23 protein-coding genes are annotated in these 21,442 nt (G+C 72.4%); 12 read left to right on the forward strand and 11 right to left on the reverse strand.

Annotated elements, in window-relative coordinates:
• Positions 1 to 214: 214 nt before the first annotated feature.
• Positions 215 to 2,437, forward strand: a complete 2,223-nt coding sequence (locus tag ACIRL2_RS31295) for an SDR family oxidoreductase (RefSeq protein WP_402236500.1) — start codon at positions 215 to 217, stop codon at positions 2,435 to 2,437.
• A gap of 67 nt (positions 2,438 to 2,504) precedes the next feature.
• Here the strand turns inward: ACIRL2_RS31295 and ACIRL2_RS31300 are convergent, their stop codons facing one another.
• A complete protein-coding gene (locus ACIRL2_RS31300) occupies positions 2,505 to 3,713 on the reverse strand; it encodes a hypothetical protein (RefSeq protein WP_402236503.1) in 1,209 nt (402 codons plus the stop codon).
• A 227-nt stretch (positions 3,714 to 3,940) separates the two neighbouring features.
• A complete protein-coding gene (locus ACIRL2_RS31305) occupies positions 3,941 to 4,495 on the reverse strand; it encodes an EboA domain-containing protein (protein ID WP_402236506.1) in 555 nt (184 codons plus the stop codon).
• A 321-nt stretch (positions 4,496 to 4,816) separates the two neighbouring features.
• Between ACIRL2_RS31305 and ACIRL2_RS31310 the strand changes: the two genes are divergently transcribed.
• From ACIRL2_RS31310 to ACIRL2_RS31330, 5 genes are all read left to right on the forward strand, one after another.
• Positions 4,817 to 5,251 carry an SRPBCC domain-containing protein gene (locus ACIRL2_RS31310; RefSeq protein ID WP_402236509.1) on the forward strand — a complete coding sequence of 145 codons (435 nt, stop codon included), beginning with the start codon at positions 4,817 to 4,819 and terminating at the stop codon, positions 5,249 to 5,251.
• Positions 5,252 to 5,455: 204 nt separating this feature from the next.
• Positions 5,456 to 5,611: a hypothetical protein gene (locus tag ACIRL2_RS31315; protein ID WP_395873897.1), complete on the forward strand. Its 156-nt coding sequence runs from the start codon at positions 5,456 to 5,458 to the stop codon at positions 5,609 to 5,611.
• Between the two features lie 596 nt (positions 5,612 to 6,207).
• Positions 6,208 to 6,768: a hypothetical protein gene (locus tag ACIRL2_RS31320; protein WP_395873896.1), complete on the forward strand. Its 561-nt coding sequence runs from the start codon at positions 6,208 to 6,210 to the stop codon at positions 6,766 to 6,768.
• Positions 6,769 to 6,880: 112 nt separating this feature from the next.
• Positions 6,881 to 8,182, forward strand: coding sequence for a sensor histidine kinase (locus ACIRL2_RS31325; protein WP_402236512.1), 1,302 nt, complete (start codon positions 6,881 to 6,883; stop codon positions 8,180 to 8,182).
• On the forward strand, positions 8,179 to 8,853 hold the full coding sequence (locus ACIRL2_RS31330; RefSeq protein WP_395873894.1) for a response regulator: 675 nt from the start codon (positions 8,179 to 8,181) through the stop codon (positions 8,851 to 8,853). The genes ACIRL2_RS31325 and ACIRL2_RS31330 overlap by 4 nt, the downstream gene beginning before the upstream one ends.
• 106 nt (positions 8,854 to 8,959) lie before the next feature.
• On the opposite strand, the gene ACIRL2_RS31335 is transcribed toward ACIRL2_RS31330, so the two are convergent.
• Positions 8,960 to 9,883, reverse strand: a complete 924-nt coding sequence (locus tag ACIRL2_RS31335) for a sigma-70 family RNA polymerase sigma factor (protein WP_395873893.1) — start codon at positions 9,881 to 9,883, stop codon at positions 8,960 to 8,962.
• A 235-nt stretch (positions 9,884 to 10,118) separates the two neighbouring features.
• On the opposite strand from ACIRL2_RS31335, the gene ACIRL2_RS31340 reads away from it, so the two are divergent.
• Complete coding sequence (locus ACIRL2_RS31340; RefSeq protein WP_402236516.1) at positions 10,119 to 10,766, forward strand: hypothetical protein; 648 nt, start codon at positions 10,119 to 10,121, stop codon at positions 10,764 to 10,766.
• 97 nt (positions 10,767 to 10,863) lie between these two features.
• On the opposite strand, the gene ACIRL2_RS31345 is transcribed toward ACIRL2_RS31340, so the two are convergent.
• The 4 genes from ACIRL2_RS31345 to ACIRL2_RS31360 form a co-directional block, all read right to left on the reverse strand.
• Entirely contained in the window at positions 10,864 to 11,112 is a 249-nt protein-coding gene (locus tag ACIRL2_RS31345; RefSeq protein ID WP_395873891.1) for a hypothetical protein, read from the reverse strand.
• Complete coding sequence (locus tag ACIRL2_RS31350; RefSeq protein ID WP_402236519.1) at positions 11,109 to 11,405, reverse strand: DUF6247 family protein; 297 nt, start codon at positions 11,403 to 11,405, stop codon at positions 11,109 to 11,111. Before ACIRL2_RS31350 ends, ACIRL2_RS31345 begins: the two co-directional genes overlap by 4 nt.
• Before the next feature lie 111 nt (positions 11,406 to 11,516).
• Positions 11,517 to 11,981 (reverse strand): hypothetical protein, encoded by a 465-nt coding sequence (locus ACIRL2_RS31355; RefSeq protein ID WP_402236521.1) that lies wholly within the window; start codon positions 11,979 to 11,981, stop codon positions 11,517 to 11,519.
• Positions 11,982 to 12,356: 375 nt separating this feature from the next.
• Positions 12,357 to 12,893: a hypothetical protein gene (locus tag ACIRL2_RS31360; protein WP_402236523.1), complete on the reverse strand. Its 537-nt coding sequence runs from the start codon at positions 12,891 to 12,893 to the stop codon at positions 12,357 to 12,359.
• 323 nt (positions 12,894 to 13,216) lie between these two features.
• On the opposite strand from ACIRL2_RS31360, the gene ACIRL2_RS31365 reads away from it, so the two are divergent.
• Positions 13,217 to 14,134: an NAD-dependent epimerase/dehydratase family protein gene (locus ACIRL2_RS31365; RefSeq protein ID WP_395873887.1), complete on the forward strand. Its 918-nt coding sequence runs from the start codon at positions 13,217 to 13,219 to the stop codon at positions 14,132 to 14,134.
• A gap of 121 nt (positions 14,135 to 14,255) precedes the next feature.
• On the opposite strand, the gene ACIRL2_RS31370 is transcribed toward ACIRL2_RS31365, so the two are convergent.
• A complete protein-coding gene (locus ACIRL2_RS31370; protein ID WP_395873942.1) occupies positions 14,256 to 15,020 on the reverse strand; it encodes a GNAT family N-acetyltransferase in 765 nt (254 codons plus the stop codon).
• A 158-nt stretch (positions 15,021 to 15,178) separates the two neighbouring features.
• Here ACIRL2_RS31370 and ACIRL2_RS31375 point away from each other — a divergent pair, with 158 nt between their 5' ends.
• Together ACIRL2_RS31375 and ACIRL2_RS31380 are read left to right on the forward strand one after the other, a co-directional pair.
• A complete protein-coding gene (locus ACIRL2_RS31375) occupies positions 15,179 to 15,553 on the forward strand; it encodes a hypothetical protein (protein ID WP_395873886.1) in 375 nt (124 codons plus the stop codon).
• Between the two features lie 115 nt (positions 15,554 to 15,668).
• Positions 15,669 to 15,890: a hypothetical protein gene (locus ACIRL2_RS31380; RefSeq protein WP_395873885.1), complete on the forward strand. Its 222-nt coding sequence runs from the start codon at positions 15,669 to 15,671 to the stop codon at positions 15,888 to 15,890.
• Positions 15,891 to 16,019: 129 nt separating this feature from the next.
• Here the strand turns inward: ACIRL2_RS31380 and ACIRL2_RS31385 are convergent, their stop codons facing one another.
• A complete protein-coding gene (locus tag ACIRL2_RS31385) occupies positions 16,020 to 17,258 on the reverse strand; it encodes a PrsW family intramembrane metalloprotease (protein ID WP_395873884.1) in 1,239 nt (412 codons plus the stop codon).
• Positions 17,255 to 17,749 carry a hypothetical protein gene (locus tag ACIRL2_RS31390; protein ID WP_395873883.1) on the reverse strand — a complete coding sequence of 165 codons (495 nt, stop codon included), beginning with the start codon at positions 17,747 to 17,749 and terminating at the stop codon, positions 17,255 to 17,257. Before ACIRL2_RS31390 ends, ACIRL2_RS31385 begins: the two co-directional genes overlap by 4 nt.
• Positions 17,750 to 18,099: 350 nt before the next feature.
• On the opposite strand from ACIRL2_RS31390, the gene ACIRL2_RS31395 reads away from it, so the two are divergent.
• Positions 18,100 to 19,125, forward strand: coding sequence for an alpha/beta hydrolase (locus ACIRL2_RS31395; RefSeq protein WP_395873882.1), 1,026 nt, complete (start codon positions 18,100 to 18,102; stop codon positions 19,123 to 19,125).
• Positions 19,126 to 19,165: 40 nt separating this feature from the next.
• Complete coding sequence (locus ACIRL2_RS31400; RefSeq protein WP_395873881.1) at positions 19,166 to 20,260, forward strand: alpha/beta hydrolase; 1,095 nt, start codon at positions 19,166 to 19,168, stop codon at positions 20,258 to 20,260.
• 316 nt (positions 20,261 to 20,576) lie between these two features.
• Here ACIRL2_RS31400 and ACIRL2_RS31405 read toward each other — a convergent pair whose 3' ends face one another.
• A complete protein-coding gene (locus ACIRL2_RS31405; protein ID WP_402236528.1) occupies positions 20,577 to 21,428 on the reverse strand; it encodes a PaaX family transcriptional regulator C-terminal domain-containing protein in 852 nt (283 codons plus the stop codon).
• Positions 21,429 to 21,442: the final 14 nt, after the last annotated feature.

Below are 21,442 nucleotides of genomic sequence, written 5' to 3' on the forward strand. Positions count from 1 at the left end.
ATCGGGTGACGCCGACACCGGTTGGCCCAATACCGCCCGGGTGCCGGCCATCCGGCGACTAGCGTCCTGACGAAACCCACTCGTCCCAGGGAAGACATTGACCACGCATGCCCCGGCGCGGCGCGCCATCGGGCCGGACTCGCCGCGCGTCGACACCGTCGACGTGACGCCTCGTCAGGCCAATCGGGAAAACCTGCAAGGAGTTTGCTGAGCCATGCGCGTCGCCATCACCGGAGCCACCGGATTCCTCGGTCTCCATCTGCTCCGCGAACTGCTCGACCGGCACCGTACGATCACCGTCCTGGCCCACGCGGGTTCGCGCGGCGCGATCGACCGGATTCGGGCCTTTCTGGAAGTCTCCGCCGCTCCCGACGAGTTGGTGCGGCGACTCCCCGAACGGCTGCGGATCGTCGAGACCGACCTGACGCTGCCCCGACTGGGCCTGACGCGGGCGGACTTCGCCTCGCTGGCCGACTCGGTCGACGTGATCTGGCACTGCGCCGGCGATTCCCGGATCGACGCGCCGTTGGCCGAGTTGCGCCCGACCAACGTCGAAGGCACCCGACACCTGTTGGAGTTGGCCGAGGTCGGCCGGCGTCGTCCGCGCGTGCTGCACATCAGCACGGCGTACGTGGCCGGCGGCCGGCGCGATGGCACGGTGAAGGAGGAACTCCCGGACGATTCGGGTGGTTTCGAGAACGACTACGAGCGGTCCAAGTACGAGGCCGAGGTGCTCGTGCGGGACTGGGCCGCGCGGTGCGGACGCTCGGCGATGATCCTGCGGCCGACCACATTGGTCTCCGACCGGCCCGGTCTGCCCGGAAACGTTCTGCGGTACATGGTCGAACGCGCGGAGGCGACCGGAGGCTGCGCGGCCCTGGGTTGGGCCGCCCGGTTGCCGCGCCGGGTGCGGCCGGTGTTGCGGCTGGCCGCGGCGCCGGACGGCCGGCTCAATTTCGTCCCCGTGCACGAGGCCGCGCGGGTGATGACCCGGCTCGCCGATCTCGCCGGTTCCGGGGGCGTGGACGTCTACCACGTACGGCATCCGCACGACGTCCCGATCGGGGTTGTCCGCGAGGTGCTCGCCGAATTCCTGCCGGTCCGGCTGCGGTTCGTCGACCAACCGCCGGAGCGGCCGACCGGGGTGGAACGGCTCGCCGAGGCGCACACGGCGTTCACGCCGTATCTGACACACCGTCGTGGCTACGACGACTCGGGCGTGCGCGCGCTGCTCGGTGAGCCGCGTTCGAGGATCGGCGTGGATCGCGACTACCTCGTGGACTGCGTCCGGCCCGGCCGCGGCGGTCGGCGCGCCCACGCGGCGGAGAACGTGTATCGGGAGCACGGCCGCGCGGACCGGGTCGACGCACTTGAGCTCGGCGGCGTCCTGCGTTTTCGCGGCCTCGCGCCGCGCGTCGAGGATCTGCGCGAGGGGATCGCAGCCCGGCTGTGGCGGGTGCCGGTGCTGGCCTATCGCGTGGACGGCGCGTACCGGCGGCGCGGAGCGCTCGACCTGGCCCGGCACGTGCACGTGCACCCGGCCGGCGTGAACCGCCTGGGCGCCGCCGTCGACGAAGCACTCGCGGATCGGCTGCCTCGGGATCGGCCGCTGTGGGAGGCCCGACTCGTGCACGGGTACGCGGCGGACGAGTGGGCGGTGGTCTTCAAGGCTCATCGGTCGCTGCTGGACGGCGCGTCGGTGGTCGAGGTCGGTCGGCGCCTGTTCGGGGTGGAGCCGATCGACACCGCCCCGACGCCTGCGGCCGGGATGAACGAGCTCGGCGCGGGCGAGCGGCTGCGCTGCCTGGTTCCGCCGAGCACGCGGCCGTTCGCGACGCGCGGGCTGACCGGTACCCGTCGGATGGCCTGGCTGGGCCTGGACGCCAAGCGGCTGCGCGCGGCGGTACACGACACGGGCGCCGAGCCGGACGCGCTGTTCCTCGCCGCCCTCACCGGCGCGCTGCGGGATTGCCCGGGCGTCCCGTGGCGACGCGGGCCGAAGCCGGTCTGGGCCCTCGTACCGTCCGCCGCCGGCGGCTGGGCCCGTGCGGAACCGGGCAGCCACGCCCGGCCGACCCGGGTCCGGCTGCCCTGCGACCAGGCGGACCCCGCGCGGCGCCTGGCGCTGATCGCGCAGACGCCCGCGGCGTCGGGCGTGCGCTGGGGGCTGCGCGCGGCGATGTCGCCATGGCAGGTGGACGTGGCGGCGGAGCCGGCTCAGGGGTGGCTGCGCCGGCCGTACGCGTTCCGCGGGTCCTCGATGGTGGGTGCGGTCCCCTTCGGCGGTGTGCCCCGGGGTGTGCCGTTCGGAGTGTTCCTGGGCACGTTCGAGGACACGTTGTACGTGAGCGCCACGGTCGACACGGCCCTGCCGGGCGAGCTGGCGGAATCCCTGTGCGCGTCGTGGTCGACGGCGCTGGACGAACTCGCGGCCTGAGCCGGTCCTGGTTCGGCCGTCGGGCGGGCCCGTACCCGCCCTGCGGCCGAACCGGCCGGATCCCTCGTCAGACCAGGTGCCGCCACACGTCGACGTCGGCCGTGCGGCTCCAGGTCGCGTCGCCGTGGCCGTAGTTCGCCACGACGGTGAAGCCCACCTTCGGGTTGCCGCCGGCCCGGATCAGTTCCGCGCCCCGGGGGTGGTCGCCGCGTCCCAGGGCGGTGTTCACCCAGGTGACCTCGGCGTCGATGGCCGACCAGTCGATGCGATACACCGAGTCCTCGCCGGCCCAGATCGCGGTGAGGTCGCGCATCAGCGCGGTGGGGATCAGGCCGCCGCCGAACCGGGCGCCGGCCTCGGCCCACACCGACAGCGGCGCGTGCGCGAGCGCGAACCGGTCCTGGTCGGGCGTCGCGCCGAACGTGAAGTCGCCTGCGGCGAAGCCCTGTTCGTAGACCCAGTTGGTGAGCCCCGGCAGGCTGTTCGTGTGGATCAGCGCGAAGTGCGCGAGTGCCGCGTTGGTGAAGCGGGTGCCCGGGTCGACGGGTCGCGGTACCGGCGAGGCGCCGTTCGGGTCGCCGACCGCCCGCGCGAGCAGGCCCTTCAGTCCCGGGTCGCTCGCGTAGCCGCCGGCGGCGAGTTCGCGGTCGAGCGCGACCCTGGTCCGCGCGGCCCGTACCGCGAGTTCGCCCTCGTACGGCCCGGTGGTGTCCAGCACCATCACCCGGCGCAGCCTGGGCGATCGGTCCGCCGCGAGGTCGAGCGCGAGCGCGGCGCCGGCGGAGTGGCCGAGCAGGTCGTAGGGCACCCGCAGCGCCGCGTCGACCGCGTCGATCACCTTGCGCGCGTCCCGCTTGTGCGCGGCCAGGCCCCACGCGGGGCCGAGGTCGGCGGCCGTCGCGTCGTTTTCGCGCGGCGAGACGCCGATCACCAGGTAGCCGCGTTCGCGCAGGTGATGGGTGAGGTTGTGGGCGGTGGGGGTGAAGAAGTTCGAGGAGAAGTCGAGGCCGCCGCCGGGCAGCAGATAGACGAGCCGGCGCGGCAGGTGTCGGGTGTCGGCGACCACGTCCACCACCAACGGCACCGCCGCGTCCCGTACTTCCAGCCGGGTCCGGGTCCAGCCGGAGCCGTGTTCGCGCCCGCGCACCTCGAGGTCGCCGCCCAGCGCGCCGGCGATGCGTTCCGCCACCGGTTGCCCACCCGCCCGGCCGGTGCCCGCTCCCAGGCCGATCAGCGCCGGGGTCGCGAGCACGGCCAACGCCTTCCTGCGTCGCATCGCCTTCCCCCTCCTTCGACGACGTCAAGCCTGGTCGGCGCACCCGGCACGCCACAAGTACCCGCGGCGATCCGCCACGAGCACACGCCCGGCCGGGCCGCTGCGGGCCGACGGATTCGGCGGTCCCCACCCGGCGACCGTGCCCGGTCGCCGGCATGGTGCGGACCCGCCGGTGCGGTTCGCTCCGCACCGGCGGGTCCGCACCGTGTCGGCCGGCCCGGGACGCGCTAGCCGGGCTGCACCGGCTGTACGGACTGCTCCGCCTGTTCGGACCGTTCCGCCCGGCGCGGCTGCACCACCGCCCGGTCCGAACCATCCGATCCTTGCGCTCCTTGCGATGCGTCCGATCGTGCCGACTCCGCCGGTTCCGGGCCGGCGACGACCTCCGCGAAGCGGGCGGCGGCGATCAGTTGCGGGTCGCCGGTGCGCAGCGCGTCCTCGACGAGCGCGCCGGCCAGGGCCGGATCACGCTCGGACACCGCGAGGTAGGGCAAGGCCCGCAACACGGCTCGACGTTCGTGCGCGTCGCCGCGCCAGTACAGGGTGCGCAGGTGCGCGGACAGGTCACACTCGGGCGTACGCGCGGCCAATTCGGCCAGCGCCAGGACCCGCGCGGCGTCGTCGCAGGTCCACCCGGGCAGGCCGATCAGCGGCGCTCGGCCGCAGGCGCGGCCGGCCGCGGCGAACGCGGTGAAGTCGGCGAGCGTGGGCCAGTCCTCGCTGCCCGGTTTGGCGGACGCGGTGAACGCGCTTCGCAGAGCTGCGATCGGCGGGTGGGGCATGGGCGGATTCCTCCCGGTGGCCGGCGATGCGCGATACGCACCTGTGGCTGTGCGTTCCCCATCCGAGGTGATCGCCAATCGAACGATTCACGGATGGGCGTAGCGGTGCCGCGGGGCGGACGTTCAAGCCGAATCGCATTCCCGACAAAGCCGAACTTTCGGTAATCCGTCCATCTTCACGCCCGGCGTCCGCCCGCTCGGGCGGCGGGCCTCGGCCGAGGAGGCGCACAGGGCGCGCACGGCGCATTCTTGACCTTCAGCGGACCTTTCGCGGACCGTTCGCAGGCTGACGCGAACGTTGACGAGATCTACCGTTGGTGAATGGTCCGTGAACCGCTCGTCGAGGTCAGTGTCGTGATCGCCGCGCCTGCCGAGGCGGTCTGGCATGCCCTCGTGGACGCGGACACGCGCGCGATGTGGTGGCGCTATCTCGACTTGGACGCGCGGGTCGGCGGTCGGCTCAGCGAGCGCTGGAGCGGAGCGGACGGCGAGGCCCGGTTGACCACCGGCCGGGTCCGGACACTGGAACCGTGCCGCCTGCTGCGCTTCACCTGGGCCGACGACGACTGGGCGATGTCCACGACGGTGACCATCGAGCCGGCCCGGGCTCGTCCGGGCACCCAGGTCCAAGTCCGCGAGACCAGCTGGAGTCGCCTCCGGGACGGCCCGAGCCTGGCCGCCGCGCACCGCGACGGCTGGGGTGCGCACGTCGAGGACCTGCGCCGCTTCACCGAGGCCGCCGGCGGCCCGCGTTGACCGCGCGGGGTGTGCTCGGCGTCGTACCGGTCCGCGCCGGCACCACCCGCCATGGACCGGTGGTCGCCGGCGGTTGACGCGGGGGCGGGCGGTAGTGTTGTGGCGCCGTTCGGAGGACGAACGGCGGAGCGAGCCGGGTCCGGTTCGCGCGATCGGTGTCGCCGGTGGCGTGGTCGGCCGGCTGCACCACCTTTGGGAGTCATCGTGTTGAACGCCCTCGGCGCCCTCGCCGAACTCACCCCTTTCCTCGTCGTGGCGGTCGGTTTCACCTTCGTGATCCGCGGCATCCTGCGCGCGGACCGGCGCGAGCGCGAGCACTACGCCAAGCAGGACACCGAGACTCAGGTGCCCTCGTCCTGACCATCGCGTCGGACGTCGCCGGGGCTGACCCTCGGGCGCCTGCGGTCGGCCCGGCGTCGCGCGCGGAGAGCACTCGGCCGACGGAGCGGCACCGGCCGAGCAGCCGGGTGGACCGGCCCGCCGGAGGAAATCGCCTGGCCCCGAATCGGCGGGCCACGCTACGGTTTCCGCGGCCTTCCGGTGCGCAGGCCGCGGATACTCCATGGAGCCTTCAAGGGCAGTGAAATGTACGGGGCCCAGAGTCCCGGTCTCCGCGGCCGCCTCGATCTCGGCGGGCCGCCTGCTTCTCCCGGCACAGTGCGGCCGGACCGGACCGCCGGGTCGTCGACCCGGCGGTCGCGTCGTTTCCCGCACTTCGACCGCGGCACCGACACGGGTTCGAGCGCGCCGACTCCGGAGCGCCGTCGCGTCGGCATCCTCGGCCCCACCGCGCAGCCCCCGACCCCCTACCGGGGTATCACTCCGGAGTTGGCGCCGCGGTGTGATGCCCCCGCGGGGCCCGACTCCTACCTTGGGGAACACGCCGAAACCGGCCGCACCCGCGCCGGTATCGCCCCGCCCGCGCGGCTCGCGGGCACAGCCCCGAGGACTGCGCCATGACATCCACGACCGCTCACCCCGCCGCCGCAACCCTCGCCCGCTCCCCGAGCCGGCGCACGACGCGCCGCACGATCCGCCGCTTCGCGCCCGGTTCGGTGCGCGAGGCCGGTCGGCGCTCGATGTACGCGCTGATCGCGCTGCCGCTCGGTCTGCTGAGCATCGGCCTGGTGCTCGGCGGCCGGCCCGCCCGCGCGGCCCGCGTGCGGCTCGCGGCGGCCCGGCGGTTCCTGGACACAAAGTCGGACGAGACGACCGGACGGCCCGGCCCCGGCCCGCTCCGGGTGCTCCGGGACGGCGTGCTCGACGCCGCACTGGGCATCCCGACGCTGATCCTGGCCGGGTACGCGTACGGCAACACCCTGCGCAACCTGACCTACCCGATCTGGTACGGCGACACCGACTACCACGACGCGTGGGGCGGGCCGACCCTGGCCGGTGTCTGGACCGTGCACGCGATCGGCGGCCTCGCCTTCTTCGCGGTGTGTCTGTGCCTGATCAAGGCGCTCACCGACGTACCGGCGACCGTGGCCCGCCGAACGTTCGGGCCGCGGACCTGACCGCCACGCAGGCACTCGCCCGCCCGCTCCCGCTCCCGCCCCGGAGACCGCGATGGACACCGCCCTCGCCCCGCCCGACCGATCGGTCCATCCGGGCATAGCATCACCAACCGTGAAGATCGTTCGACCGCCGACCGTCCTGGCCACGCTCCGCGAGGCGTTGTCCCTGGACTCGGTGGCCCCGCTGCCCAACACCCGCCGCGCGAGGCGGGTGTTGTCGCTGACCGCGCTGCTGATCGGCGTGGCCGGTTGGCTCGACCTGTACCAGCACTACGACGTGTCGGCCGCGGGCGCGACCGTCTCCGCCATCGCCCGCGCGGTCCCGGTGCTGCTGTGCCTGTATCGCCCGCCGGCTGCCTGGTGGTTGGCGCTGACCGCGGCGATCGCGACGGCGGCGCCGACCCACCCGGTGTCCGACTCCGAGCCGTGGCCGTGGGCGGTGACCTCGGTGTTCTCGCTGGTCGTCGTCCTGAGCGTGATCGCGCTGCGGGCGCCGCGTCGGGTGCTGGTCGTCCTGTGGCTGGTGCTGCTCGCGGCCGGCACGGTGCTGATGCTCACCCGCAGTCCGATCGACGTCGACGAACTGCTGCCGATAGCCGTCCTGTCCGCCCTCGCCCCACTCACCGCCGAGGCGATCGGCAGCCGAAGTGCCGTGCAGCGCCGACTGGTCCGGGTCGAGGAGATCAGCCAGGCCGAACACGCCCGGCGCACCCTCCTGGAGGAACGCACCAGGATCGCCCGCGAGTTGCACGACGTGGTGGCCCACCACATGTCGGTGATCACCGTTCAGGCGGACAGCGCGCCGTATCGCATCGTCGACCTGCCGCCCGCGGCCGTCACCGAGTTCGGCACGATCGCCGCCGAGGCACGCCGCTCGCTCACCGAGATGCGCCGCCTGCTGCACGTGCTGCGCCAGGACGCGGACGCCGGCGCCGAGCACAGCCCGCAACCGGGTCTGGCCGAATTGCCCGTACTGATCGAGACCGCGCATCGGGCCGGCCTGGAGGCGCATCTGTCAATCGAGGACTCCGTGCCCGCGCCGGACCGAATCCCGGTGGGCGTACAACTCTCCGCGTACCGGTTGATCCAGGAGTCGCTCAGCAACGTGGTCCGGCACGCCCCGGGCGCCTCGGTACGGGTCACCGTGACCGCGGACGCCTCGGCGCTGCGGCTGACCGTGGTCAACTCCGCTCCCGGAGCGGCCGGCAGGCCCGTGGAGCCGCGCGGGCCGGTCGAGGATTCCGGCCCGACCGGCACCGGCCAGGGCCTGATCGGCATGCGCGAGCGGGTCGCGATGCTGGCCGGCGAGTTGCACACCGGGGCGTTGGAGGACGGCGGCTTCCGGGTCGCTGCCATGCTTCCCCTACCGCCGGCCGACGCCACGTCGGCCCCGACCACCCCCGGAGCGGCATGACCACCGTAGTGATCGCCGACGACCAGGCGATGATCCGTGCCGGCTTCGCCGCGCTGCTCGCCGCCCAGCCGGACCTGGAGGTGGTCGGCGAGGCCGCCGACGGGCGCGAGGCGGTCCGGCTGACCCGGGAGACCCGGCCGGACGTGGTCCTGATGGACGTGCGGATGCCGATCCTGGACGGCCTGGCCGCGACCCGCGAACTGCTCGGCGAAACCGACGCGTTCGACGCGATGCCCAGGGTGTTGATGCTGACCACGTTCGACATCGACGACTACGTGTACGAGGCGCTGCGCGCGGGTGCGAGCGGCTTCCTGCTCAAGGACGCCTCCCCCGCCGATCTGATCGCCGCCGTGCGGATCGTCGCGGCCGGGGACGCCCTCCTGGCGCCCTCGATCACCCGTCGGCTGATCGCCGACTTCGCTCGCAACCGGCCGATCACACGTGCGAGTTCGACCCGCCTGGGCACCCTCACCCCGCGCGAGACCGAGGTGCTCGGGCTGATCGCGCAGGGCCGCTCCAACGGCGAGATCGCCGCCCACCTCGTGCTCGCCGAACAGACGGTCAAGACGCACGTGAGCCGGATCCTGGACAAGCTCGACCTGCGCGACCGCGCCCAGGCGGTGGTCTTCGCCTACGAGAGCGGCCTGATCACCCCGGGCACACCGGGGTAGCCCGACCGAGCCGAAACGGACCGCGCCGAACCGAGCGTCCGCGAGCGGGTCGGCGACGCTCCGTTGCCGACCCGCTCGTACGCGAACCCTCCCGGCCGCCTCGCGCCTACTCCGTGGGCAGCCCCAGGGCGCGCAACTCGGCCGGGTCGCCCGGTCCGACCACGTCCTTGATGTCCGGACGGGCCAGGCGGGCGGGGTCGGCGAGGATGTTGATCTCGACGATCTTGTCACCCACGATGGTGAAGTCCATCACCCCGAACGCCTTGCCGCCCGGCGCGTTCAGCAGACCCGGAGCCCCGTTGATGAGCACGGGTCGGGCGTACTGCGCGAAGCGCGCGAAGGTGAGCGCCTGCTCGACCACCGCGCGGGCGCCGCGGACCAGTTGGGAGACACCGATCGGGCCGCTGCCGGTGTCGGCACGGAGCAGGACGTCGGGGTCGAGCAGGTCCAGCAGGGCCTGGAAGTCGCCGGCCCGGGAGGCGGCCAGGAAGGCGTCCACGACGCGGCGCTGACGCGGCAGATCCGGCTCCGGCGCCGCGCCCTGCACCCGACGCCGGGCACGGCTGGCGAGCTGCCGGGTCGCCGCGGTCGACTTGTCCACGATCGGCGCGATGTCGTCGAACGGCATCGCGAACATGTCGTGCAGCACGAAGGCGAGCCGCTCGGCGGGGGGCAGCGTGTCCAGCACGACCAGCATCGCCAGCCCGACCGAGTCGGCGAGGACCGCGAGCTCCTCGGGGTCGGCCCCCTCCGCGTGCGAGACGATCGGGTCCGGCACGTGCGTGTCCCACATGTCCTCGCGCCGGGACTTGCGCGAGCGCAGCATGTCCAGGCAGACCCGCCCGACGACCGTGGTCAGCCAGCCGCCGAGGTTGTGCACATCGCTGATGTCGGAGCGGTCCAGGCGCAGCCAGGCCTCCTGGACGGCGTCCTCCGCCTCACTGAGCGAGCCGAGCATGCGATACGCCACCGCCCGCAGATGGCTGCGGTTCTCCTCGAACCGTTCGGCAAGCAGTTCGTGCTCCGTCATCGTTCGCTTTCTCCCGTTCCCGTTCCCCCGGCGCTGTGAGCGACGGATTCCAGACGATATGACACCCGGAAACCGCCGTCCCGGCGCCCCGCCCACCGGCTCGGCCTTCCGGGGTCCGCCGCTCGTGCGCCGGGCCGTGCCCGGTGAGGGACTTCCCGCCGATCCGCCCGCAAAGGTGTCCCCTCGGCCGAACCCCTGGTTGCATGGGCGGCGACCAGGATCGAGGAGGGACCGCGTGCCCAGGCGACGGCCGAATGTGCCCGCGCGACGCGGCACGGCGCAACTGTCGGCCCTTGCCCTGCTCGCCGCCGCCGGCTGCGCGGCGTGCGGCGACACCGCGGCCGCGGCGCCGGACCGAGCCGTCACCGGCTACACCGACGGCGTCGTGTCCGCCACGGTCCCGTGGCAGGGCCGGTCGATCACCTTCGAGGTGGCGGTCGGCGTCACCACTTCGCCCGAGCCGCCGCGGATCACCGACCGGCTGCCCAAGGTCGGCACCGCCCCGAAGGGCACGATGTTCGTCCTGATCGGCCTGCACGCGGCCCTGCGCCCGACGGCCCACCCCGACTCCGGTTCCGTTCCCGACTCCGCCTCCGGTTCCGGTGCGGCCCCGGCCCGCTGCACCTTCGCCTACGGCCACAAGCTCGCCGACGAGGTGGTGCTGCGGCTGCCCGACGGCCGTCGCGTCCCGGTTCTGAACGCCTCCCCGCAGCCGGACCTCTACGCCGCCTCGGTCGAACTCGCCTTCCAGGTACCGGAGTCCTTCCGCGCCGGCACCCTCGCCCTGACTCCGACCGGCACCCTGCGCGCGGCCTGCCCGACCGGCCCGACCGACATCCCGCTGACCTTCCCCACCCACCACTTCACCCTCAGAGCCGACTGAGCCGATCGAACCACCCAGCCGAGCGAGGCAAGCCAGGGGAGCCAGGACAGCCGAGGGACCCGGTAGACCCGGGAGGCCGAGCCGACCGACCCGCCCGTCACCCGATCCACACCAGGTTGATCACACTCACCATCACCCGGTTCTCCTGCACGATGTACGTCGCGAAGCCGTGCGCCGCGAAGGCCGCCTCCAGGGTGTCCTTGAGGCCACCGCTCATCCGCGCGCCCGCGTTCCACGGGTCGTGGCGCAGTCGCCGCTCCAGTTCGATCCAGGCCCGGCGGGCGGCGGTCGGCAGAGTGCGCCGAATCGCCTCGGCCTCGACGTGGTACTCGACGCCATAGCTCACCGCTGCGCCCGGAACAACCGGTCCACCCGGGGCCGGACGACCCCGGACAGATCGCCCTCCCGGATCCGCCGGGCCCGCTCCAACACGGCCTCGTGGTCGCCGTTCCGGTGATGCACGAGCCGCCGCTGCCACGGGAGCAACACGTGCGCGAGCAGGGCCAGATCGCCCGCGTCGCGCGCGTGCTCCAGGGCCCGGCCGTACTCGACCTCGAACTCCTCCCGCGCCCCCTCCGGGAGTTCGGCCCGCAACTGCCCCGGCGTGGGCCACAGCGCACCGCCGGTATGGACGGTCACGGCCGAAGCGGATGGATCACGAGGCGCGGTCATGCCCCCAAGCGTCGCACCACGCCCCCACTCGACCACCCCTGCTCGCGGAAATCCGACGCCCCGGCGCCCACCGCGCGCTCACAACCGGAGCTTGTGCCACGCCGTGCGCAGGGCCTCCAGCTCGCGACGGGGGAACGGCCGCCGCCAGTCCGCGTACCAGCGGTCCTCGCCGAGGTCGAAGTCCACCCGGTCGAATCCGCGCAGTACGCTCCGCGCGAGCAGTTCGATCGGGTGGCGCGCCTCCCACAACACCTCGCCGGGCCGGTTCCGCATCGATGCGTCGGCGTATTCGACGATCCTGATGTCCACCGCGTCGCCGTCCGGGCTCAGGTGCCACAGATAGCCGTTGGGTTCGGCCTCGAACATCACCTTGTGGTCGCCCGGTTCGCCGAGCGCGAGCCGGGTCGCCGCGTCGATCAGTTCCGCGGGCGCGTCGGTGATGTAGGAGACGACCAACTGCGCCTCCCCGGTGGTGCCGGCGATGGTGCAGTCGGCCCAGCCGGAACCCGAAAGGGTCCAGGTGAACCACAGCGATGCCTTCATTCCGGACATGTTGCCGGCCTTCCTGGAATCACCGCATGGATCGCACGAATCTCACCCGTCCGGCCGGCGCATGGGACGCGCTGCGCCTGGATGTACCCGAGTCCGTGCGGCCGTCGCTGCGCCTGCCGGTGGCGGGGACCCGCAAGCTCGTCCCGGTCGACGAGCCGGCCGCGGCCCCGCTGTTGGTGTCGTCCCGCCCGATGGCGTACGGCGCCCACGTAGAGGGCCCGGTGGACGGTTACGAGCAGCGGATGGCATCGATACACCGCGGCTCCCGACGCCGGTGCGAACGCGGTACGGGACGCGGGCCGGCAACTCGCGCGCGACCTGCACCGGCCGCGCGCGGGCTACGGCCCGACCCGGGCGCCCGGCCGCTCAAGGGCGGCGTCCCCGCCTGGCGGGGGCCGGGCGCGCGCCATGCACCCGACCGGGCACGCCGAGCGCCCGGTCACCGCCCGGCTCCGGCCCGGCCCGCTCGGCCTCGTCGCGAACGCGTACGTCGAGCACCGCCGCCGCGCCCACCCGCCCGTCGCGTACCGCCTCGGCCCACACCGCCGCGTGATACGGCCCGGCCGCGCCGGCGAACGCCCCCGCGCCCATCGGACCACTCTCGCGCGGGACCCGATAGCGCACGGTCCACACCACCTCCGCGCCCGGGCCGATCGGCGCGCCCGGCTCCGGCTCCACCACCGCGACCCGCTCCTGGTCGAACACCCGGACCCGGAACCGCTCGGCCCCGCCCCCGCGATTGCGCACCAGCAACCGAGCCTCCACCACCTCCCCGGGGGTGGCCGCGATCCGCGCCCGTTCGAATCCGACCTGCACCGCGAGGGCCGGATCGCCCACCCGCTGCCCGGCCAGATCGGCCCCGCACAGCGGCCCCTCGCAGTATCCGTGGCGCTCGTCCGCCACCGGAGTCCCACATAGTCGGCAGTGCCCCGTCACACTCATGGCTGCCCCCGAACGTCGATCCCCCCGCGTCCGAAGACGCCCAACCGAGAAGACCCGTTCCGCATTCGTCCGCGGATAAGGGAAGCCCCTCGTTCCCTCCCTTCCCCCTGATCGCATCCTGCACTAACGTGCCGGCACACCCGGCCGCCCGGCGTCCTCGGACGATCCGTGCACCGGACACCACGACCGCGGGCCGAACCCACCCGGCCCCACCGGCGTCCGCCGAACTCGCGGCGGAATCCGGCCCCACGCACAGCGCAGCGACCCGCACGGAGGTTGTCCCCATGGCATCGACCCTCACCGGCGCGAAGATCGTCGTCACCGGTGTCACCGGCCAAGTCGCCGAACCGGTCGCCAAGATCCTCGCCCGGGACAACGACGTGTACGGCGCCGCCCGCTTCCACGACGACGAGGCCCGCGAGCGCCTGGAGGCCGCGGGCGTCACGTGCGTGAAGATCGACCTGGCCGCCGGCGACGTCGCGGCGCTGCCCGCCGACGCCGACTACGTGGTCAACTTCGCCGTGGCCAAGAACGGCGACTGGAACGTGGACCTGGACGCGAACGCGGGCGGCGTACTGTCCCTGATGGAGCATCACCAGGCCGCCCGGGCCTTCCTGCACTGCTCCTCCACCGCCGTCTACCAGCCCGCCGGCCACAAGGAACTGAGGGAAAGCGCTGCTCTGGGAGACAACCACGGCGTGTGGTCGTTCCTGGAGACGTACAGCATCTGCAAGATCGCCGCCGAGGGCGCCGCCCGCTGGGGTGCGCGCCGGTTCGCGCTGCCGACCACGATCGCCCGCCTGTCGGTGCCCTACGGCGACAACGGTGGCTGGCCCGGCATCCACTTGGAGATGATGCTCGGCGGCGCGCCCGTCGACGTGCACACCAACGCCCCGAGCGTCTACCACCCGATCCACGTGGACGACATCGCCGGCACGCTGCCCGCGCTGTTCGCGGCGGCCACACCCGAGGTCACCACCGTCAACTGGGGCGGCAGCGACCCGGTGAGCATCGAGGAATGGTGCGGCTACCTGGCTGAACTCACCGGCGTGACACCCGAGTTCAACGCCACCGACGCGACCATCGACTCGGTCACGCTGGACCTGACCCGGATGCACGAAATCACCGGCCGCACCACCGTGCACTGGCGGGACGGGATGCGCCGGATGGTCGAGGCCCTGCACCCGGAACTGCTCAAGTAGGACCGATCCGGGCCGCGCGTCGTCGGAGCGCACGTTGTCCGGCGACGCGTCGATCCGGCCCGCGTGCGTCCGGGTTCGGCCCGCGGTCGGCCCGCGTCCGGTTCACGCTCGCCCCGCGCGCTCACCTCGCGAACGCGTGCTCGGTGACCGGCCCGAGTGCCTCGAAGCCCAGCTTCCGGTACACCGGTTCGCCGGCCGCCGACGCCTGGAGCACCGCGACCGAATGCCCCTCGTCGACCGCCGTGTCCAGCGCGGCCCGGGTCAGGGCCGCGCCGTACCCGCGCATGCGGTGGGTGGCCAACGTCGCGATGTTGTACACGCCCGCGACACCGGCGTGCGCGAACACCTCGGCGGTGGCCACCGGCCGGTCGTCCAGGTACCCGACCAGGTAGCGCGCGGCCGATGCGAGCGCGGCCTCGGCGGTCAGTTCGACGAACCGCACGACATCACCCGCGGACGGCGTCCACAGCGTCGACAACACCTCGGCGAAGTCGAGCAACCCCGTGCGCGTGCGCACCGGTTCGATCCGCAACCCGGCCGGCGGCGCGGCCTCGGCGGGCGTGCTCCGGGTCCACCGCGCCCACATGGCCACCTCGGTCTCGTTGACCGGCAGGCCGTGTGCCACCAGCCGCTCGGCCAGGTCCGTCGGCCGCGACCCCCGGGTGACCCACCACGAGAACGGCCGCCCGGTCGCCGCGATCCGGCGCACCGTGCGCTCGACGGCCGCGTCGACCGTCTCGGCGGTCAGCCGCGCGCCCGCGACGATGTTGTACGAATCGTGCGCCAGACCGCTGTCCGCGAGGACCACCCGGTCGTCCTCGTCCACCCGCATCCCGGGAGTGACCCGATGCAGGTGGCACGCGTGCTCGGCAAGGTTGCGGTCCATGGCTTCGATCGGTGCGCGCATCCGGCCATTGTCACCGGGTGCCCCGCCCGAACCCCGCAACGACCGGGCACCGGCCGCCCGGTTCCGGGAGCGCCGGCGTACCCCTTCGACCGGCAAACGTGCCGAACCCATGACCGGGCGCCGGCACACTCGGCCGCGTGACCGAATCCACTGACGCCCCGACCCCCGCCGAGGATCCCGCCTGGCACTCCGTGCGCTGTCTGTTCCGCCATCAGCCGGACATCTACGAGGAACGCATCACGCTGTGGCGCGCCGCCGACTTGGATGAGGCCATCGCGCTGGCCGAGGCGGACGCGCTGGAATACGCCCGCGACGTGAACGACGCCGAATACCTGGGTCTCGCGCAGGCGTTCCGGCTGTTCGACGCGCAGGTCGGACACGGTACGGAGGTCTTCTCGCTGGCCCGGGACAGCCCGCTGGAACCGACCGAGTACCTCGACGCGTTCTTCGACACGGGCACCGAGCGACAACGTCGGGTCATGGCCGACAGTGATCCCCCGGACGCCCGGTGACCGCCCGCCGCGACAGCCGTCGCCCGGTGTTCATCCGGGGTCGGGTTCACAACTCCGGCTTCGCACGGGACCATGGAGGGCAACTGCCCTATAGATGTAGGTAGGGAGGAGCGCCATGGACGGACTCGTCGTGCTCGCCGTGTCCGCGTGTCTGCTCGGCTTGACCGTGCTCCTGGTGGTGCGCTCGCTCGGCCGTCGCGACCTCAGCACCGCACCCAGGGACCTGCTGCGCGAGGACGGCGTCGCCGACCTCGACGCGGCCGAGTGGTCACCGGACACCGAATGGCCTCGGCAGACCGATGCCGGTACCGCGCCGGACTCGCGCACCTGCCGCTGACTCGGCCGGGCAGAGCCCGCCACGCGTCGGCAGCGGTGCCGGGTCCGGCATCGACGGCCGGTTCGGCGCCGATGCCGGGGTCGGCTTCCGGCTTCCGCCCCGACCGAGCGCGGGCTCCGACGACGCGCGCTACGGCGCGTCGGGTTCGCCGCGCACTCTCGCGTGTGCCGTCGGCGCGTCGGGAGCGTCGGGCGGTTCCGCGTCGGCGGCCACCACCTGGGCCCGGGCCCGGTCGATCCGGCGGTGCCAGCGGGCCACACCCGGGTCGTTGTCCGGATCGGTGGACCTGGCCAGCGCGACGCCGTAGCCGAGCTGGGCGCGCTGCAAGCGGCTCTGCGCCCGGGCCGCCTTGCGGCCGTGCTCGCGTCGGGCCGCCTCCACCGCCTCCTTGCGGGTCTTGTTCGAGGCGAGCGCGGCCAGTTCGCGCAGCGGCAACAGTTCCGGCTCGTCGCCCACGGCGTGTGCGAACCAGCGGTACTCCTGCCGGGCCGCGAGCCGATAGACGAAGCTCGCGATGGCGAGCACCACCAGACCGTTGAGCACGATCTGCACGATGGTCAGGTACCAGTCGGTGCGCCCCAGGACGATCTCCAGGAGCGGCGAGTTGTTCACGAAGTGCAGGCCCCACGCCACCGCGTACAGCGCGCCGGCCGCCGCGAGCCGCACCCCGAGCGGCCGCCGCACCCCGACCACCACGTACGCGACACCCGCGCCGGTCATCGCGGTGAACGCCGCGTGGCTCCACAACCCGTTGACGATGGCGCGGACGAAGAAGCTGGCCACGATCCCGCCGGTCCAGGTCTCGCCGGCCTGGATCGCGGCGTTCAGCGCGTACATCACGTTCTCGACCACCTGGAAGCCCAGGCCGACCAGCGCGCCGAAGACGAAGCCGTCGAGCACGCTCTCGAAGACTCGTCGGTTGATCAGGATCAGCACCACCACGCCGAGCAGCTTGAGCGTCTCCTCGACGATCGGCGCCGAGATCGAGGCGCCCCAGTCGGTGGCGAACGCGGGATCCAGCTTGGACAGATAGCTGAGCAGGTTGTCGTTGGCCACGAGCGCGAAGCCGGTCGCCACCACGCCGCCCCACAACACGGCGGCCACGCAGAACGACAGCGGCTCGCGCTCGAACAGGTCCAGGTGGGTGATCACCGCGAGCGCCGGGATCAGCCACATCGTGTGGATGACCACGCTCAGTACGAGCGCGCCGGAGGGTGCCGCCGAGGACAGCCGGATGAAGTTGGGCACCACGCTCGCCGCGGCCGGCGCGAGCACGATCGGATACAGCCAGAACGCCGCGCTCGCCGGCCGCACGATGCTGCCCGCGTCCCGCCGGCCCCGGCGGTCGGTCAGCGGAGCCACGCTCACGACTCGACCACCTCCACCGAGTCGAGCATGGTCACCACGTCGTCGGCGATCGCCTCGGTCAGCGGCGCGGTGTGCCGCGCGGTGAGCGAGACGCCCAGTCCCTGGCCGCCGCCGACCAGCACGGTGAGCGTGCCGGCCACGGTGTTCCCGCTGATCGGCGCGACCAGGCCGGTGAGCCCGCGCGCGGTGGTCACCGAGGCCGGATCGCCACCGACTCGCCCGCGCCCGGTCGCCTCGTAGCGCCGCGCCGCCGCCTTGAACGCGTTCGCCGCCGAGGATTGCCGACCCAGCGGGGTCAGCCGGTACCTCGTCGCGCCCTTGACCAACACGCTGACCAGATCGGCCTGGGAAGCGCCCCGGTCGATCTGCCAGCCGGGTGCCGGGTGGTACCGGAACGTGCCCAGTGTGACCACCTGGCCGAGGTGCACCGGCGCGGCCCCGACGACGGAGCGGTTGAGCAGGTACGGGATCGCGATCAGGAGCAGCATCACGACCGCCACCACGAGCGTCGCGCGCAGTCCGTGGGTGGACGGGATCGGTGCCGACCTCGAACTCGGGCTCGAATCCGGCGAAGGTGGTCGCGGAACGGGTGCGGTGAGAGACAAACGCGACTCCTGTCTGGCGTCGTGGGCGTCTCCGCCGGTACCCCCGCCGTCGCCGAATGTCACTCGGTGCTCGACCGAAGGAGTGATTCGGTCACGGTAAAATCACGAAAACGCTGTTTTCGTCCCACCGATCGATGGACGGCTGTTACAGAGCCGTCGAAGGACCGTCTCGCCGTCCGGTTAGGGTCGTTTTTGTCAACAGCACCACCCCCTGAACGCCTGCCGGAGCCCTTCCCTTGAACTCCCTTTCCGCACGCCGTCGTCGCGCGACGGCACTGGCCGGTGCCGTACTCGTCGCGGTGACCGCGTCCGCGTGCGGCTCGTCCGGCGACTCATCGGCGGAGAACGCCAAGTCCACGAGCGCGCCGACCCAGTCCGGCGGCCACCCGGTGAACCCGCCCGCGAAGCCCGCGCTGCCGAGCAAGGTCGTCACGCCGACCGGACCTGCCACGAACTTCACGACCGCGACGACCACTTCGGTCGGGCCGATCCTGATGACCTCGTACACGGGCCCCAAGTCGGGGGTCACCGGCAAGGTGTGGGTGTGGCTGCCTCCCGAGTACCACGACCCGGCCTACGCGAAGCACGGCTTCCCGGTGCTCACCCTGTACGCGGGTGGCCAGAGCAACGGCTACAACACCTGGACCGACAACCAGTTGCCGATCCAGGAACTGAACGTGCAGGAGGCCAAGGCCGGCCGGACGCATCCGTTCATCATGGTGATGCCGGTGCAGAACCTGGAGAAGGACGAGAAGCGCAGCCTGGAGTGCAGCGACATCCCGGGTCAGCCGAAGATGGGCACCTGGATGGCGCAGGACATCCCCGACCTGGTCAAGGCCAACTTCCGCACGCTCCGCGACCCGGCCGGATGGGGTGTGATGGGCGCGTCCACGGGCGCGTTCTGCAGCGTCAAGCTCGCACTCCGACACCCGGAGCAGTTCAAGGTCGCGGTGCCGATCGACGGCTACTTCAACCCGGATTCGCCGCTGTGGAAGGGCCACGAGGCCGAACGGCTCGCCAACAGCCCGGATCAGCTCATCGCGGCGGGCAAGGCCGGGATCGACGTGCTCGCGACCGCGGGCGGCGGGGATCCGGCCGAGGTGCGGCTGGTCAAGGCCTTCGTCGCCAAGGCGGCGCCACCCGTGCGCATCGAGTACTACGAGCAGCCCGGTGGCAGGCATCTCACCTCGCATTTCAAGCGGATGATCCCCGACCTGCTCGGCTGGCTCGGCCGACACATGTCCCCACCCACCACCGACTGACCGTGTCCGGACCGTCGCTGAATCACCCTGGAAGACCACAGTGAGCCTGACCGGTACGCCCTTCTATATAACGACCATCGTGCTCGCGATCGCCGCCGTCGCGGCGGCCATGATCGCGTGGAACCGCATCCCCGGACCCAAACCGGTCAAGATCGTCGCGCGGCTGTTCATGCTGGTGACCTGCCAGGCGACGGCCATCCTGATGGTCTTCGTGATGGTCAACAACGCGAACAGCCTCTACGACACCTGGGACGACTTCCTCGGCACCGGCGGCGGCCACGTGACCGAGGCCCGCGAGCCGGCGCCGCCGCCCGCGCCCGAGGTCAAGCTGCTCACCAAGTTCGAGCCCGCCTCGGACGGCAAGATGGGCGAGGGCGTCCAGGAGACCACCCTCAAGGGTCCGCAGTCGGCCGTCGAGGCCGAGGTCTACGTGTGGCTGCCGCCGCAGTACAAGGACCCGGCGTTCGCGGACAAGAAGTTCCCCGTGGTCGAACTGCTGCCCGGCTACCCGGGTTCGGCCAAGGCGTGGTTCGGCACGCTGGACGTCAACAAGCAGCTCAAGGCCCTGATGACCAAGGGCGAGGTGGCGCCGTTCATCCTGGTCTCGCCGCGGACCAGGCTGCTCGCGGGCCAGGAGGACACCGGCTGCGCGGACGTGCCGGGCAAGGCCAACGCGGACACCTGGATCTCCGGCGACGTGCGCCGCATGGTGATCGACAACTTCCGCGCCGAGTCCGACCCCAAGCACTGGGCCATCGCGGGCTACTCGGCCGGCGGCCACTGCGCGACCCGGATGGCGCTGCTGCACCCGGACCGCTACGGCGCGGGCGTGAGCCTGTCCGGCTACAACGACCCCAAGGGCGAGCCCGACTCGGTCACCTCGAAGGACCCGGCCCTGCGCGAGTCCTCGAACCCGCTCACCATCCTCAAGAACGCCCCCCAGCCCCCGAAGGTCGCCCTCTACCTGGCCGGCGAAAAGGGCGACGGCTACGGCGACGCCCAAGCGCTCAAATCCATCGCCAAGCCCCCCACCGCAATCACCATCGCCGAAATATCGGGCGGCGGCCACGGCACCGACGTCTGGCGCCGAATGGTCCCCGACGTCTTCCGCTGGCTGACCAAAACCCTCGTCTAACCCACCCGCCGGCCGGACCCCCTCCAGCCCGGCCGGCACCCAACTCCAAACCCAGCCCAACCGACGCTTAAGGCCAAACCCAGCCCGGCCGGCGCTTGAGGCCACCCCAGCCCGACCGACGCGTGAGGTCAGCCGAACAACCCATCAGCCCGGCCGGCGACTGAGGCCAAAATCCAGCCCGGCCGGCGCTTGAGGCCACCCCAGCCCGACCGACGCGTGAGGTCAGCCGAACAACCCATCAGCCCGGCCGGCGCTTGAGGCCAAAATCCAGCCCGGCCGGCGCTTGAGGCCACCCCAGCCCGACCGACGCGTGAGGTCAGACAAACGACCCATCAGCCCGGCCGGCGACTGAGGCCAACCCCGCAACCTCCCGAACGTGCCGCCCCGCCCCCTCCGCAAGGAGCGACCGCAGGGCCGAAAACACCTTCCGCGCCTCGACCGCATTCCAATCCGCCGGCAACAACTCCGCAGGCAACCCCGGATCCAGATACGGCAACCGCCGCCATTGCGTAAGCATCGGAACATACGTCCGAAACGCCTCGCCCGGATCCACCTCCGGACGCCGCACGAGTTCGGCGGCGGCCGGCCCATACTCGTCGGTGAACAGCGCGTACTGCTCCTCGATCGCCTCGAAGTCCCACCAGTCCCCCACCGCGGACCCCAGCTCCGCAAACGCCGCGTCGCCGGTGAACAGGTGTACGTAGTCCGCGAGTTCGACCCGAACCAAAGTGCGCCGCGCATCCTCCAGCAGCCGCGCCGGCGCAATCCACACACCGGGCGACACGTTGCCGAACCCCAGCCACGTCAACCGCGACCGCAACTGATGCCGATGCGCCCGCTCGGACTCGGGCACCGAGAAGATCGCCAGCACCCAGCCGTCCTCGAGCCGAGCCGGCTCCAGGTTGCCGAAGATCCGCCGATCGCCCTCGTCGAAGATCGACTCCATCGCCGGGCTGAGCCGATAGCCGGTACCGTCCCGCCGCTCCTGCGTGAGTGTGCCGCGCTTCTTCAACCGCGAGATCGCCGATCGCACCGCCGGCGCGTCCACGCCGAGTTCGCCCATGAGCACGATCAGGTCGGCGATCGAGATCCAGCCGCCGAGTCCGCGCACGAACGCGCCGTACACGGTGTTGATCAGGGAGCTGGGCCGGGCCGGGGTCTCCGCCATGGTCGCCTTCCTCG

It is taken from the genome of Embleya sp. NPDC127516, assembly GCF_044765325.1.
Classification (GTDB): Bacteria; Actinomycetota; Actinomycetes; order Streptomycetales; family Streptomycetaceae; genus Embleya.